The organism is Archangium primigenium (genome assembly GCF_016904885.1).
In the GTDB taxonomy this organism is placed as follows: domain Bacteria; phylum Myxococcota; class Myxococcia; order Myxococcales; family Myxococcaceae; genus Cystobacter; species Cystobacter primigenius.
Map to the genome: position 1 here is coordinate 4,053,794 of NZ_JADWYI010000001.1, position 14,397 is coordinate 4,068,190.

The window sequence follows — 14,397 nt, forward strand, 5'->3', positions numbered from 1 at the left end:
GTGAAGGTTCTTCTCCTCGGCTCCGGCGCCCGCGAGCACGCGCTCGCGTGGAAGCTGGCCCAGAGTCCCCGGCTCACCCGGCTGCTCCTGGGGCCGGGCAACGTGGGCAGCGCGCGGCTGGGCACGCCCGTGGCGCTCGACGCGGAGTCCCCCGACGCGGTGGTGGCGCTCGCCCGGCGCGAGGCGGTGGACCTGGTGGTGGTGGGCCCGGAGGCGCCCCTGGTGGCGGGGGTGGCGGACGCGCTCGGCCAGGCGGGCATCGCCTGCTTCGGGCCGGTGGCGGCCGCCGCGCGCATCGAGGGCTCCAAGGCCTTCGCCAAGGAGATCATGATCGCCGCGGGGGTGCCCACCGCGGGCTACCGCGTCTTCACCGACCTCGGCGAGGCCGAGGCCCACGCCGTGGCCGAGGGCCGCATCGTCGTCAAGGCGGACGGGCTCGCCGCGGGCAAGGGCGTCATCGTGGCGCATGACGCCGAGGCCGCGCGGCAGGCCGTGCGCGCGGTGGGCGCCATGGGCGGCGCGGGCCAGCGGCTGGTGCTCGAGGAGCTGCTGGAGGGCGAGGAGGTGTCCGTCATCGCCCTGTGTGACGGCGAGCGCTACGTGCTCCTGCCGCCCGCGCAGGATCACAAGCGGGTGGGGGAGGGGGACACGGGCCCCAACACCGGAGGCATGGGCGCGTACGCGCCGGCGCCGTTCCTGTCCCCCGCCGAGCTCGCCCAGGTGGGCGAGTCCGTCATCGCGCCGACCCTCCGGGTCCTGCGCGAGCGGGGCACGCCCTTCCGGGGCGCCCTGTATGCCGGGCTGATGCTGACGCCGAGCGGGCCCAAGGTGCTCGAGTTCAACGCGCGCTTCGGTGACCCTGAGACGCAGGTGTTGATGATGCAGCTGGCCGAGGACGTGCTGCCGCTGCTGGACGCGTGCGCGCGGGGCACGCTGGAGTCGCGGGCGCTGGCGGTGCACCCGGGGGCCTCGGTGGGCGTGGTGCTCGCGGCCGGGGGCTACCCCGAGGCGCCGCGCAAGGGCGCGCGCATCGAGGGCGTGGACGCGGTGTCCGAGGCGTGCCCGGTGTTCGTGGCGGGCGTGGCGGAGCGCGAGGGCGCCTGGGTGACGTCGGGCGGCCGGGTGCTCACCGTGTGCGCGCGGGGCGCGGGGCTCGCCGAGGCCCGCTCCCAGGCCTACGCCGCCCTGGCGTCCATCCGCTTCGAGGGCATGCATTTCCGCCGGGACATCGGCGCCAAGGGTCTGCGGGCGCCCCCCTCGACGCCGTGAAGCTGCTCTCGCGCTACCTGCTGAAGGAACTGGTCATCCCGCTCGTGGTGTGGGTGGTGTTCCTGTTCCTCTTGCTCTTCGTCATGCAGTTCCTGCGCGGCACGGACGTGCTGCTCGGCTCGGCGGTGACGCTGCTCGACATGGGCCGCATCCTCGTCTACCTCGCGCCCCACTTCCTGATGATGGCGCTGCCCATCGCCTTCCTGCTGGCCATCCTGCTGGGCCTCGGCCGGCTCGCGGAGGACCGGGAGCTCACCGCCCTGCAGTCGCTGGGCATCGGGCCGGGGCGGCTGCTCGCCGGGCCCCTGTTCGTCGGCGTCATGCTCTCCGCGCTGATGCTGCTGCTCACCTCCACCGCCGAGCCCTGGGGCCTCACCCGCGTGAAGGAGTTCGTGGCGGAGATCATCAAGAAGAACGTCGTGGGCGACGTGAAGCCCGGCGTCTTCTACGAGGACCTGTCCCACCTCACGCTCTACGCCGAGCGCGTGGAGGGCGCGGACCGGCGCTGGACCCACGTGCTGCTCAACGACGACAGGGATCCCGCCGCGCCGCTGCTGATGCTCGCGCAGGCGGGCCGGGTGAACACCAACACCTCCGGGCAGGTGCTCACCCTGGTGCTCCAGGACGGCGAGGCCCACCGCTCCAACCGGGGCTCCTCCAACTACTCGGTGGTGAGCTTCGCGGAGGCGGAGATCGCCGTGGGCGTGGAGGGCTCGCTGGGCCGGCGCAACCGCTTCCGCTCGCCCAAGGAGGAGCTGACCCCGGACGAGCTGCTCCAGGCCGCGCGGGAGGCCGAGCGCACCGGAGGCGATGCCCGCGCGTTCCTCATGGCGCTGCACAACCGGCTGGGCAATGCCCTGGCGCCCATCTCCTTCGCGCTCCTGGGCACGCCGCTGGCCATCGGTCGCCGCCAGGGGGGCCGGGCCTGGGGCTACCTGCTCACGCTGGGCGGCTACGTGCTCTTCTACCTGCTCATGCGGCTGTTCGAGCAGATGGGCCAGCAGGGGCGGATGCCGGTGGCGCTCGCGGGACAGCTCGCCAACCTCATCTTCTGCGCGGCGGGCCTCGTGGCCATGTACCGCGTCAACCGCTCGGGGACGGTGCGGTGAGCCCCACCCTCTTTCGCTACGTGGCGCGCACCTATCTGCTCTTCGCGCTGGGCATCCTCTCCGCGCTCGTGGCCGTCTTCCTCGTCGTGGACTTCGTGGACCGCGCGCGCAGCTACACCGGCGAGGGCTGGGTGTGGAACGTGCTCGTGCTCTACGCCAACAAGGCGCTGCTCGCCGTGCAGCAACTCGGGCCGGCGGCGCTGCTGCTCGCGGCGGGGGCCTCGGTGTCCTCCTTGCGCAAGCGCGGCGAGGTGACGGCGATCCGGTCGCTCGCCTTCGGTCCCCAGGCGCTCTACCTGCCCGTGGCGGCGTGCGTGGCGGTGGCGTGCGTGGGGCTCGTCGCCTTCGACGAGTGGGTGGTGGTCCAGGCCAGCCGCACCGTGGAGGAGATCACCACCCAGCGCTTCAACCGCTGGGGGGACTGGGGCCTCTACAACAACCCCAAGCAGTGGTTCCGGCGCGGCGATCAGATCTTCTACCTGCGCGGGGGCAGCGCCGAGGACGGCTTCGAGAACGTGGCCATCCTCACCGTGACGCCGGAGTTCCGGCTGGCGCGGCGCCTGGACGCGCGGGCCATGCGGCACGTGGAGGGCACCCGCTGGCGGCTGGAGGGCGTGGTGGACCGGACCTTCACGCCGGACGGCCAGTCGCGCGTGAGCGAGCGCGACGCGGGCGAGTACGAGCTGGGCGTGGAGGCCAAGACGTTCCGCATCCGCCCCGGCCGCCCCGAGCAGATGCGCCTGTACGTGCTGCGCGAGCAGATCCGCGCGCGCCTGGAGGTGGGCCTGGACAGCCGCCAGTTCTCGCTCGCGTTGCATAATCGATTCGCCTACCCGCTGGCGGGCTTTCCCGCGGCGCTGCTGGCGGTGGGGCTCGCCCTGCGGCCGAGCCGCAAGGGGCACCTCACGGTGGCCATCGTCGAGGGCCTGCTCGTGTGCGTGGCGATGTGGAGCCTCATGGTGGTGGCGCGCACCCTGGCCCTCTCCGAGCGGCTGTCTCCCGCGCTCGCCGCCTGGATGCCCACGCTCCTGCTGGTCGTGGCGGCCGGGCTCCTGTGGCTGCGCGGCGAGGGCCGGTTGGGCCGCGGCGGGGCTTGAACGCGTCGCGTCTGGCGGAAGCGGGCGGAAGCGGGCTAAGTCTCTCGTCCGGGCCGCGGGAAGTGCCCTCGTTCATCCATGACTCAACCGGCTTCCAGTGACGTGCGCGTGGGCTCGGTCCTGCGGGACACGTATGAAATCGTCTCCTTGCTCGGCAAGGGGGGCATGGGCGCGGTGTTCCTCGCGCGGCACCTGCGGCTCAAGGGCAAGCAGGTGGCCATCAAGGTCCTCCTCAACAGCGCCAGCCTCAATCCGGAGCTCTACGCCCGCTTCCAGCGCGAGGCGGAGATCGCCTCCCAGCTGGGCCATCCCAACATCGTCGAGGTGATCGACTTCGACACGCTGCCGGATGGCACGCCCTTCCTGGTGATGGAGTACCTGCGCGGCGAGAGCCTCGAGCAGCGCCTGGAGCGCGGCCCGCTCCCGCTCGCGGAGACGCTGGGTCTCACGCGGCAGGTGGGCTCGGCGCTCCAGGCGGCGCACCGCGCGGGCATCATCCACCGCGACCTCAAGCCCGCCAACGTCTTCCTCGTGCCCACCGACTCGGGCGGCGTGGTGGGCGAGCGGGTGAAGCTGCTGGATTTCGGCATCTCCAAGATGGTCGATTCCCAGACGCTGCAGACCCAGGACTCGGTGCTCATCGGCACGCCGCAGTACATGGCGCCCGAGCAGGCGCTGGGCAAGAACAGCGAGATCGACGCGCGCACGGACCTGTTCGCGCTCGGCTGCATCGTCTACGAGATGCTCGCGGGCCGTCCGCCGTTCGCCGCCGAGCCGGGCCTGAGCATCGTGCAGGTCATCTTCCGCATCGTGCACATGCAGCCCGAGCCCCTGGGCAGCCTGTGCCTGGAAGCGCCCGAGTCCGTACTGTCGGCGGTGAATCGGGCCCTCTCCAAGACGCCGGACGATCGCTTCGTGGACGTGGCGGCCTTCGTCGCGGCGCTGACCGGCACGCCCCTGCGCTCGCTGCCCGGCATGGCGATGCCCGCGTCGCTCGCGGCGCGCAACCAGGTGGAGTCCGCGTCCACGGGCCGCTTCGGCGCGGAGGACCTGGCCTCCACGCACATGCCCTCGTCGACCGCGCGCTTCGCGACGCCCTCGCCCGCCGCCGCGGGGCCCACCGACGAGCTGGGCCTGGGCTCGACGCACCTGTCCGTCTCTCCGCCCACGCCCGTGTCGACGGCCCGGCTGTCCCTGGCCCCGCCTCCGGCGCCCGTGGTTCCATCGCCCGTGGCTCCGGCGCCCGTGGACGCGCCGCCGCCGAGTTCACCGCCCGCGCGGCATGCGATGCCCAAGGGCGTGCTCGCCGGTGCATGGCTCGTGGTGCTCGGCGCCCTGGGCGCGGGGGCATGGTGGTTCACCCGGAGCCCGCCCGCGCCCCTCCCGGCGCCGCCCATGGTGGTCCAGGCGCCCGTCGCGCCGAGCGCGCCCGTTGCTCCCGTCCCTCCCGCCGAGAAGGCTCCGGAGGATCCCGCCGCATACCCCGGCCAGCGGTCGCCCGCGCCCGACCCGTCACCGCCGACGCCGCGGGGGACCGAGCCCGATCAAGGAGAGACGGTGTCCGCGCCGGTGGGAAAGTCTCCCTCCCGAAAGCCCGACAGGAACGTCGCGAAGGCGCCCATGACGGCGGAGCTTCGCCGGTTGCTCGCCAAGGCCGAGGCCGCCCTGGAGGCGGAGGACGCCAACAAACTGGAGAGCGTCGCCCGGGAGCTGTACCGGCAAGACTACGCCTTGGATTCGTTCGGCGTGCAGTTGCTCGCGCACTGCATGCGGAAAGACCTCTCCAACGTGAACGCGACCTGGCCCAAGGCGAAAGCCGGCCACTCGATCAGGCACGTGCGGAAGTACTGCCGTCAAAAGGGCTTCGACCTCAAGTAGTGCTCAGTCGCGTCAGCCGGTCCTCGTACCCTGACGCCCCCAACAGGAGACAGACGTGAGAGGCATTCTGGCGACGTGTGCCGTGATCGCGGTGTTGAAGGCGGGTTCCGCCCTGGCCGCCGCCCCGGTGGGCGCGGGCAAGGTCTTCACCGGCTCGGACGGCGAGCAGGTGGCGGTCATCCCGCTCACCCCCGAGGACGAGAAGAAGGCCATCCTCCTGGTGCAGGGCACCGACACGGAGCTGGATGGCAAGGTCCTTCCCCATGACATCGAGAAGAACGGCGAGGACACGCGCTATGTCACCCAGTGGCATGGCCGCCGCTACGCGACGCTCTACCTGAGCGTGTCCGGCGGAGGCTCGCGCCGCAAGTACTACCTCCACATCCCGGGACGCCGCGACAGCACCTCGGTCTCCTTCGATGACAAGCGCAGCCAGGGCCTCAAGCCGGAGGACGTCTACGCGACGTACCAGAAGCAGAAGTCCAGCGGCTCGACCGCCAAGTGGATGGCCTTCGATCGCAAGGCGGAGCAGGAGCTGATCGACAAGGGTCTGGCCTCCAGCGTGGCGAGCATGAACGAGGCCTGTGGCTCGCAGTCGGCGGTCAAGGTGGACTGGGCAACCGTCACCGACGAGCACATCAAGGAGCGCAGCATGTCCGGCTACTGTGGCGTGCCGCTCGACTCGCTGCGCCGGCTGTGCGGACAGTCCGCCGAGGCCAAGAAGATCGTCCAGGCGAAGGCGAAGGAAGTCGTGTGCCGGGTGGGCGGTGCGCTGGCGCTAGAGCAGGCGCCGGGCCGCCTGACGTGGACGACCGCCCTGGAGGCCTCCAACCAGGAGGACTTCGCCACGAAGTACTTCACGGAGAACCTGGAGACCACGCGCGGCAATGGCGAGAAGCTCGCCACGCGCATGGAGTTGGAGAAGCTGCGCGTGTGCACGGACGGCCAGGGGCACTACGTGGTGGTGCGGCCCCACGAGAACCAGTCCGTGCAGCTCGACTACGGCGATGGCAAGCGCTTCGTCAAGGTCGCCCCGCCGCCCTGGGTCATCTCCGGCTACCACTTCCTCGAGCCGCGCTTCTACAACAAGACCATGAACCACGCCTTCCGGGGGCTCGACATGGGTCTGTACTCGGAGGTGGAGATCAACGACGAGAAGAACACCTGCGCGGTGCGCTGCGGCGAGCGCTCCATCCCGTTCAAGCGCGTGGAGGCGGACGAGGCGGAGAAGCTCGTCGCCGCGGCCACCTTCGAGCCCAACCCGCAGAAGTACGTGCCCTACGCGCTGCTGCGCGATCAGTCCGGCCGCTACTACCTGGTGGAGAAGGGCTTCCTGCCCGAGGACCGCAGCTTCCGCGTCTCCATCGGCCCCAAGGGCGACCTCAAGCCGCAGCAGATGAAGGACGTCGTCTCCGACTCCAAGGGTGAAATCTTCTCCACCAAGCGGGGAGATCTGCGGCTGCTCGTGGACCGCGAGGCCCCGTCGTCGTGGATCGAGAAGAAGAAGAAGGTGGAGCTGCGCGCGGTTCCCATCGAGGAGAACCTGCCGCTCATCTACAACGAGCTGGGCGTCTACACCGGGGCCCGCCTGGGCACCCCCTGCGACGACCAGTAGACGAGGGCCTCGCCTGCCCGCCTGTTCAGGGGTAGCGCGAGTCCCGGTAGGGTGCGCTCCTCTGCCATGAGCGCATCACGCGTCGAAGAGTTGCGCGCGGACGTCCGCGCCCGCGCCAGGAACCTGCCCGGGGTGTACCGCATGAGCGGGCCCTCGGGCGAGGTGCTGTACGTGGGCAAGTCGGTGCGGGTGCGCACCCGGCTGCTCTCCTATTTCCGGGCGCCCCGGGGCGAGAAGGGCGCGGAGATCATCGGCCACGCCCACGCGCTGGAGTGGGAGTACACCCCGAGCGAGTTCGCCGCCCTGCTGCTGGAGTTCCGCTCCATCAAGCGCTGGCGGCCGCCCTTCAATGTCGAGCACAAGCGCGACAACCTCCTGTGCTTCCTCAAGCTCACGCGAGAGCCCGTGCCCCGGCTGCTCGTGGCGAGCCAGGTGCTCAACGACGGGGCGGAGTACTTCGGGCCCGTGCGGGGCCGGCGCCGCGCCTCCGAGGCGGTGCGCGCGGTGTGTGACGTGCTGGAGCTGCGCGACTGCGCCTCGGACACGCCCATGCGGCTGGCGGATCAGATCGAGCTGTTCCGCGCGCAGGAGGATCCCCGGTGCATGCGCGGGCAGATGGGCCGGTGCCTCTCGCCGTGCGCGGGCGGGTGCACGCGCACCGAGTACCAGGCCCGCGTCTCGCTCGCGCGCGACTTCCTCAACGGCCTGACGGACAAGCCGCTCGTGCTCCTGCGCGAGCGCATGGCGCTGGCGTCCCAGCGACTCCAGTTCGAGCACGCCGCGGAGCTGCGCGACCGCTCGGAGTCCCTTCAGCGGGTGCGCGACGCGCTCCTGCTGGTGGGCCAGTTCGTCGAGCGGCTGTCCTTCGTCTACACCGTGCCGGGAGAGGAAGGGGAGGACCGCGTGTACCTCATCCGCCGGGGCAGCGTGCGCGCGGAGTTCACGGCCCCCACGACGCTCGAGGAGCGCCTGGCCGTGGAGGCCAAGGCGCGGGACGTCTTCGAGAAGCCGGAGCCGCGGACGATCGGCCTGCGTGCCCACGAGGCCCAGGAGGTGCTGCTCGTGGCGAAGTGGTTCCGGCTGCACCCCGAGGAACTGGAGCGCACGGTGCCCGTGGCCCTGGGGGAGCCCGAGGTCCTCGCCGCGTCGTGAGGCCTCAGCGCGCGTCCAGCGCCCGGCGGTAGGTGGCCAGGGTGCGGCGGGCGCAGTCGTCCCAGGTGAAGAGGCTCGCGCGCTCGCGGCCCTTCTGTCCGAGGCTCCGGCGCAGGCCGTCGTCGCGCACCAGCCGCTGGGCCGCGTCCTTCCAGGCGGCCGGATCCTCGGGTGGCACGAGCAGCGCGGCCTCGCCCACCACCTCGGGCAGGGCCGTGGCGCGCGCGGCCACCACCGGGGTGCCACACGCCATGGCCTCCAGCGCGGGCAGCCCGAAGCCCTCGTAGCGCGAGGGCAAGAGCAGGGCCGTGGCGGCGCCGTAGAGCCGGGGCATGTCGTCCTCGGGCATGTCGGTGAGCTCGCGCGTGCCCTCGGGGAAGCCCAGCTCCCAGGCGGCGCGCTCGCCCGCGAGCAGCACCAGGGGCTCGGGCAGGCTCTCCGCCACGTCCGCGAGCAGGCCCAGGTTCTTGAAGGGCTTGGTGTTGCCCACCGCGAGCAGGTAGCGCGGCGGCAGCCGGTGGCGCTCGCGGAAGTCCTTGAGCTCGGAGGCCGTCTGCGGCTGGTAGCGCGCGTCCACGCCGTTGGGGATGACCTGGAGGCGGTAGGGCGACAGGCCCAGCTCGCGCGCCAGCTCGTCCCGCGAGAAGTCCGACACGGTGATGAGCGCCCGGGCCGTCTTCGCGCGCGGGCCCACGATGAGCCGGTAGTAGACGCGGTGGCTCGCGCCGTACTCCTCGGCGAGCACCAGGTGGTTGGCGTCGTGCAGCGTGGCGACGAGGCGCCCCGGCCACAGCGCGGGCACGGAGAAGGACGTGGCGTGGAAGAGGTCCGGCGCGAGCCGCACGAGCGACGCGGTGAGCGCGGGCTGCTCCAGCGGCGACAGGAAGCCCGCCCGGCAGGCGTGCAGGGGGATGCGCGGGGTGAGCGCGCCCAGGCCCGCGGGCAGGCCCTCGGGACCGATGAGCCCGGAGAAGCGCAGGTCCGGCGCGAGCGCGGGCAGCCGACACGCCAGTTCCAGCGCGTACCGGGCGATGCCGTGCAGCCGGCCCCGCACCATGCGCAAGTCGATGAGGACGTTCGCCACGGCCCAGGCACTACCACACGCCGGGGGCAGGGGGTGATACAAGGCGCGCCCGTGAAGGTCGCCCTCGTCCATGACTGGCTCGTCACGCAACGCGGGGGAGAGCACGTGCTCGAAGCCCTGTGCGAGCTCTTCCCCCAGGCGGACATCCACACCCTCGTGCACCGCCCTGGCGCCGTGCACCCGCGCATCGAAGCCCGGCCCATCCACACGTCCGTGCTCCAGCACGTGCCGCGCATCCACACGCTCTACCGGCACTTCCTGCCCGTGCTGCCCCAGGTCATCGAGTCCATGCGCCTGGCGGACGACTACGACTTGGTCATCTCCTCCAGCCACTGCGTGGCCAAGGGCATTCGCAAGCCGCCCCGCGCCCGGCACCTGTCCTACGTGCACGCGCCCATGCGCTACATGTGGGACCTGTTCGACGACTACTTCGGCCCGGGCCGGGCGTCGCTGCCCGTGCGGGCGGCGGCGCACGCGGTGCGGCCCCTGCTCCAGAAGTGGGACCGCGAGAGCACCGCGGGCGTGGATCGGGTGCTCGTCAACAGCCAGCACATCGCCCGGAAGGTGAAGCGCTTCTGGGGCCGGGACGCCACCGTGGTGTACCCGCCCGTGGCCCTGGAGCGCTTCTGCCAGCACCCGCTCACGGGGCTCGGGCAGGGCGGCTACTACCTGTGGCTGGGCGCCTTCGCCCCCTACAAGCGGCTGGACATCGCGCTCGGGGCCTTCCGCGGGCTCGACGCGCCCCTGTGGGTGGTGGGCACCGGCCAGGAGGCCGCGAAGCTCACCTCGGGCGCCTTGCCCCCGCACATCCGCTTCCTCGGCCCGGTGGCGAACGACGCGCTCGCGGGCCTGTACCGCGACGCCCGGGCGCTCATCTTCACCCCCGAGGAGGACTTCGGCATCGTCCCCCTGGAGGCCCAGGCCTCCGGGCGGCCCGTCATCGCCTACGGGCGGGGTGGGGCCCTGGAGACGGTGAACCCGCGCACGGGCGTCTTCTTCGACACGCAGAGCCCCGAGTCCCTGGCGGACGCCGTGCGCCGCTTCGAGGCCTGGGAGCCCACCTTCCAGCCCGCCGACGCGCGGGCCCAGGCCGAGCGCTTCAGCCGCGCCGCCTTCCAGCGCGCCATCCAGGCCGAGGTGGACGCGCTCATGGGAACGCACGCCGCACCCTGACACGGCTGTCACGGACGCCACACTTCCGTGAAGGGACGGGCCCGGGAGGCGGGGCGCCGTCGGGGCTCCAACGGGGCGGGGGCGGGGGGCAACCCCTTGGATTCCGGGCGCTTCCCATGTTACGAGCCGCCTCGGCCCAGGGGGTGTCCGTCCGCGGACAGTCCCGGCTCCGAGGTGCGCCCCTTGCAAGGGGTGGGCGCGCGGTGTGCGGGTCAGGCCCAAGGAGTTCCACGTGTTCAGCCGGTTCCAGCGCTTCTACACGTCCATCAAGATCGCGACCGACGTGGTGATGCTGACGGGGGCGTTCGCGCTCGCGTACGTGTCGCGCTTCGACGGGCCCATTCCGGTCGTCTACGGCATGCCCGCCTGGGAGGAGACGCTGCTGTCGCTCGCGACGGTGCTGCTCGTCTTCCCCATCACCTACCGGCAGGCGCGCCTGTACGCCACCAACCGGGCCCGCACGCACATCGGCGAGGTGTTCGAGGTCTTCAAGGCCACCATCATGGCCACGCTGCTCGTGGTGGCGCTCACGTACTTCACCCGCGAGCGCTACTCGCGCTTGATGCTGGCGTTCTTCTCCGCCTACGCGTTCCTCGGCGTGTCCGCGGCGCGGCTGGTGCTGCGCGGGGTGCTCAGCGCGGTGCGCCGGCGGGGCTACAACCTCAAGTCCATCCTCGTCATCGGGGCGGGAGAGCTGGGCCAGCGCGTCATCGACACGGTGGAGGGCCACCGCGAGCTGGGCTTCCGGGTGGAGGGCGTGCTGTCGCTGTCGCCGGACCCGGTGGGCGGACAGGTGGGCGGGGTGCCTGTGGTGGGCCACGTGAGGGACGTGGACGCGGTGTTGGACGCGCGGCCCGTGGACCAGGTCATCATCGCCGTGCCGCTCGAGGAGCAGGCCGCGGTCAAGCCGCTCATGGAGCAGCTGGCGCTGCGCACGGTGGACGTGAAGGTGGTGCCGGACCTCTACCAGTACGTCACCCTGTACGGCGGTCTGGAGGAGTTCGGCGGCCTGCCCATCATCAGCCTCCAGGGCGACCCCATGGCGGGCTGGAACATGGTGGCCAAGCGCGTCTTCGACGTGCTCTTCGCCTTGGTGGCGCTCTTCGTGAGCGCCCCCTTCATGCTGGTGGTCGCCCTGGCCGTGAAGCTCACCAGCCGCGGGCCCCTGCTCTACGCCCAGGAGCGCATGGGCATGGACGGGCAGACGTTCCACATTCTCAAATTCCGCACCATGCGCACGGACGCCGAGTCCTCCGGCGCCCTCATGGCCAGCAAGGACGACCCGCGGCGCACGCCCATCGGCACGTTCCTGCGCAAGTACTCGCTCGACGAGCTGCCCCAGTTCTTCAACGTGCTCACCGGCGACATGAGCCTCGTGGGCCCGCGCCCCGAGCGCCCCGTGTTCATCGAGGAGTTCAAGCGCCAGATTCCCCGCTACCACCTGCGCCACAAGGTGAAGGCGGGCATCACCGGCTGGGCCCAGGTCAACGGTTTGCGCGGCCAGACGTCCATCCAGAAGCGCATCGAGTACGACCTGTACTACATCGAGAACTGGTCGCTGCTCATGGACCTGAAAATCCTGGTGCGCACGGCGCTCGGGGGTTTCCTGTCCAAGAATGCCTATTAGCGTGGAGTGACCAACAGCCCCGCGAAGTTCTGGCGTGTGTCGGACTTCTCGGGGCTTCCAGGTACAGCCAGCGGAGGGGTGGACGCCTACTATCTCCGCCGTATGGTCGATCAGCTCGGAACGCATCTGGTCCGCAAGGGTCTGCTCTCCCAGTCGCAGCTGGATGAGGCCCTCAAGTCGCGTCTGATCTACGGCGGCAGCCTGGGCACGAACCTGGTCGAACTCGGCCTGCTCGAGCTGCCCACCCTGGGCCAGGCCCTGTCGGATGCCTACCACTTCCCGCTGGCCAGCGAGGCGGAGCTGGAGTCCGTCTCCAGCGAGGCCGTGGCCCTGCTCAAGCCCGAGCTCGCGCGCCAGCACCAGGCCTTCCCGCTCGCGGTCGAGGGCCGCCGCCTGCGCATCGCCCTGGCCGAGCCGCAGGATCCCCGGCACGTGGACTCGCTCGCGTTCGCCACGGGCATGCGCATCGTCCCCTCCATCATCGCGGAGCCGAGGCTCTGGCGCGCGCTGGAGAAGCGCTACGGCCTGCCCCGGCCGACCCGGCCCGCCCGCGCGGGTCAGGCTCGGCCGCCCGCTGGTCAGGCGGCCGTGCCTGGAGTGGCCCTGAGCCTCGCGCCCCGGCCCGTGGGCGCGGCACCGGGCGTCGTGCCCGCGGCTCCCGTGTCCGCGCCGATGGCGGCCCGGGGAGGGCAGGGCATTGGCACCGCCTCGCCGGGGCCTCGGCTGCCGCCCGTGGCCGTGCCGATGCCCGCGGTGGCGCCCCGTCCGGTGGCCAATGTCCTCGCCACGACGCCCGCTCCCGCGCCCGCCCTGGCCCTGGCGGCAGGCACCGCGCCGGCCTTCTCGTTCGGCGCCGCCGCGTCGTTCCCCCACCGGCCGCCGGGGCTCATTCCCCGCTCGCCCGCGGGCGGCTCGCCGCGCGCCGCGCGCAACCGGCTGGTGGAGGCGGCGGAGGCCCCCACGGCCGCGCCGCCGCGGCCTCCGCCTCCGCCGCTGACGGTGGTGCAGGCCGCCCCGGCCGAGCCCGTCGTCGAGGTGCGCCCACCGCCGCCTCCGCCGCCGGAACCCGAGTCCGAGTCCGAGCCCGAACTCCTGCTGGAGGTGGTCGCCGAGCCCGAGGCGGTCACGCCGCCGCCCCCGCCCGTGGAGGCCCTCGCGCCCGAGCCGCCCGCCGAGCCCGTCGCGAGCGAGCCGCCGGTGGTGGAGGGGGTGCTGGATGACGCGCCCATCGAGACGCTGACGGAGAAGGTGGAGCGGGACATCCGCTTCGAGTCGGCGCTGGCGGACATCCTGCGCCCGGCCGAGCCCGTCACGCAGGCGCTGGTGCCGGTGGCCCCCGCGGTCGAGGTGTTGCCGCCGCCGTTCCGCCCGCCCGTCGAGCCCGAGGTCGAGACGGTCGCCCGGGTGAAGGTGCTGCCTCCGGGGCGGCGGCTGCGGACGATGCTCGACCTGCCGGCCATCACGGGCGGGGAGACGTCCGGAGAGCTGTCGATGGCCTCGGACCTCGAGATCGTCGAGGCGGACTCGGGCTCGTCGTCGTGGGAGAGCCGGTGCATCGAGGTGGACTTCTCGGTGGTGGAGCCGGAGTCGGTGCGGCCCTCGCCGGTGGTGGACTTCATTCCGGATTGGGATCCGTCCACGGAGTTCAGCGACAACGGCTCGCCCGGGGTGCAGTGGGTGCAGCTCGCCGACGCGCTGGAGGCGGTGCAGCGGGCGACGACGCCTGGGGAGCTGGGCCAGGCGCTCCTGTCGTACGCGCAGGGCCGCTTCCCGCGGGGCTTCCTGCTGGGCGAGACGTTCGGCTCGGTGCGGGTGGGTCAGGCGTTCGGCCCGGGGAGTGAGAAGCCCGAGGTGGCGGCGCTGCAGGTGAGTCTGTCGGTGCCGTCGATCCTCTCGCAGGCGCAGGCGGACGGGGGCCCGGTGGTTTCCTCGAAGCCGTTGAGCCAGACGGACGAGGTGCTCTTCGCGGCGCTGGGGGAGACGTACTCCAACCTGTTGGCGGCGCCCATCCGGGTGCGGCAGCGGGCGGTGGGCTTCGTGGTGATCGACGGCGGCCCGGCCCCGTTCGGCCCCGAGGAGCTCGACGAGATGGAGCGACTGCTCGCGGCGGCGTCGGAGGCCTACGGCCGCTTGCAGGTCGCCTCGACCTGACCCAATCCGTGCTACGCCCCGAGAGATGCGTGGGCGCTACGCACGGAGATGGGGATGAGGCTGCTCGGAATCACGGTGCTCCTGCTACTGACGTCGTCGTGCGCGACGACGCGGCGGGTGACGCCGGACACGAGACAGCACACGCCGATCGTCTACGGGCCTGTCGCGACCGTGCCCGTAACCGACCCCGAGGCGCTGCGCGCGATGGTGGTGTCCCCCGACCAAGCCACGCTTGGATGTCG

The 14,397-nt window shown here is 72.0% G+C and carries 10 protein-coding genes; 9 read left to right on the plus strand and 1 reads right to left on the minus strand.

Annotated features, from left to right (window positions below; translation table 11 throughout):
• From purD to I3V78_RS16880, 6 genes are all read left to right on the plus strand, one after another.
• Positions 1 to 1,269 (plus strand): phosphoribosylamine--glycine ligase, encoded by a 1,269-nt coding sequence (gene purD / locus I3V78_RS16855; RefSeq protein ID WP_204489261.1) that lies wholly within the window; start codon positions 1 to 3, stop codon positions 1,267 to 1,269.
• Positions 1,266 to 2,378, plus strand: a complete 1,113-nt coding sequence (locus I3V78_RS16860) for an LptF/LptG family permease (protein ID WP_204489264.1) — start codon at positions 1,266 to 1,268, stop codon at positions 2,376 to 2,378. The genes purD and I3V78_RS16860 overlap by 4 nt, the downstream gene beginning before the upstream one ends.
• Positions 2,375 to 3,475, plus strand: a complete 1,101-nt coding sequence (locus I3V78_RS16865; RefSeq protein ID WP_204489266.1) for an LptF/LptG family permease — start codon at positions 2,375 to 2,377, stop codon at positions 3,473 to 3,475. Before I3V78_RS16860 ends, I3V78_RS16865 begins: the two co-directional genes overlap by 4 nt.
• A gap of 78 nt (positions 3,476 to 3,553) precedes the next feature.
• Positions 3,554 to 5,353 (plus strand): serine/threonine-protein kinase, encoded by a 1,800-nt coding sequence (locus I3V78_RS16870; protein ID WP_204489268.1) that lies wholly within the window; start codon positions 3,554 to 3,556, stop codon positions 5,351 to 5,353.
• Between the two features lie 55 nt (positions 5,354 to 5,408).
• Positions 5,409 to 6,968: a hypothetical protein gene (locus I3V78_RS39280; RefSeq protein ID WP_239576462.1), complete on the plus strand. Its 1,560-nt coding sequence runs from the start codon at positions 5,409 to 5,411 to the stop codon at positions 6,966 to 6,968.
• A 66-nt stretch (positions 6,969 to 7,034) separates the two neighbouring features.
• Complete coding sequence (locus tag I3V78_RS16880; RefSeq protein WP_204489271.1) at positions 7,035 to 8,120, plus strand: UvrB/UvrC motif-containing protein; 1,086 nt, start codon at positions 7,035 to 7,037, stop codon at positions 8,118 to 8,120.
• Positions 8,121 to 8,124: 4 nt separating this feature from the next.
• On the opposite strand, the gene I3V78_RS16885 is transcribed toward I3V78_RS16880, so the two are convergent.
• Positions 8,125 to 9,177, minus strand: a complete 1,053-nt coding sequence (locus I3V78_RS16885; RefSeq protein WP_204496670.1) for a glycosyltransferase family 4 protein — start codon at positions 9,175 to 9,177, stop codon at positions 8,125 to 8,127.
• A gap of 78 nt (positions 9,178 to 9,255) precedes the next feature.
• Here I3V78_RS16885 and I3V78_RS16890 point away from each other — a divergent pair, with 78 nt between their 5' ends.
• The 3 genes from I3V78_RS16890 to I3V78_RS16900 all read left to right on the plus strand — a co-directional run bounded on the left by I3V78_RS16890 (position 9,256) and on the right by I3V78_RS16900 (position 14,155).
• Positions 9,256 to 10,377 (plus strand): glycosyltransferase, encoded by a 1,122-nt coding sequence (locus tag I3V78_RS16890; protein ID WP_204489273.1) that lies wholly within the window; start codon positions 9,256 to 9,258, stop codon positions 10,375 to 10,377.
• A 232-nt stretch (positions 10,378 to 10,609) separates the two neighbouring features.
• Positions 10,610 to 12,004: an undecaprenyl-phosphate glucose phosphotransferase gene (locus I3V78_RS16895; protein WP_204489281.1), complete on the plus strand. Its 1,395-nt coding sequence runs from the start codon at positions 10,610 to 10,612 to the stop codon at positions 12,002 to 12,004.
• A 102-nt stretch (positions 12,005 to 12,106) separates the two neighbouring features.
• Positions 12,107 to 14,155, plus strand: a complete 2,049-nt coding sequence (locus I3V78_RS16900) for a GspE/PulE/PilB domain-containing protein (protein ID WP_204489299.1) — start codon at positions 12,107 to 12,109, stop codon at positions 14,153 to 14,155.
• Positions 14,156 to 14,397: the final 242 nt, after the last annotated feature.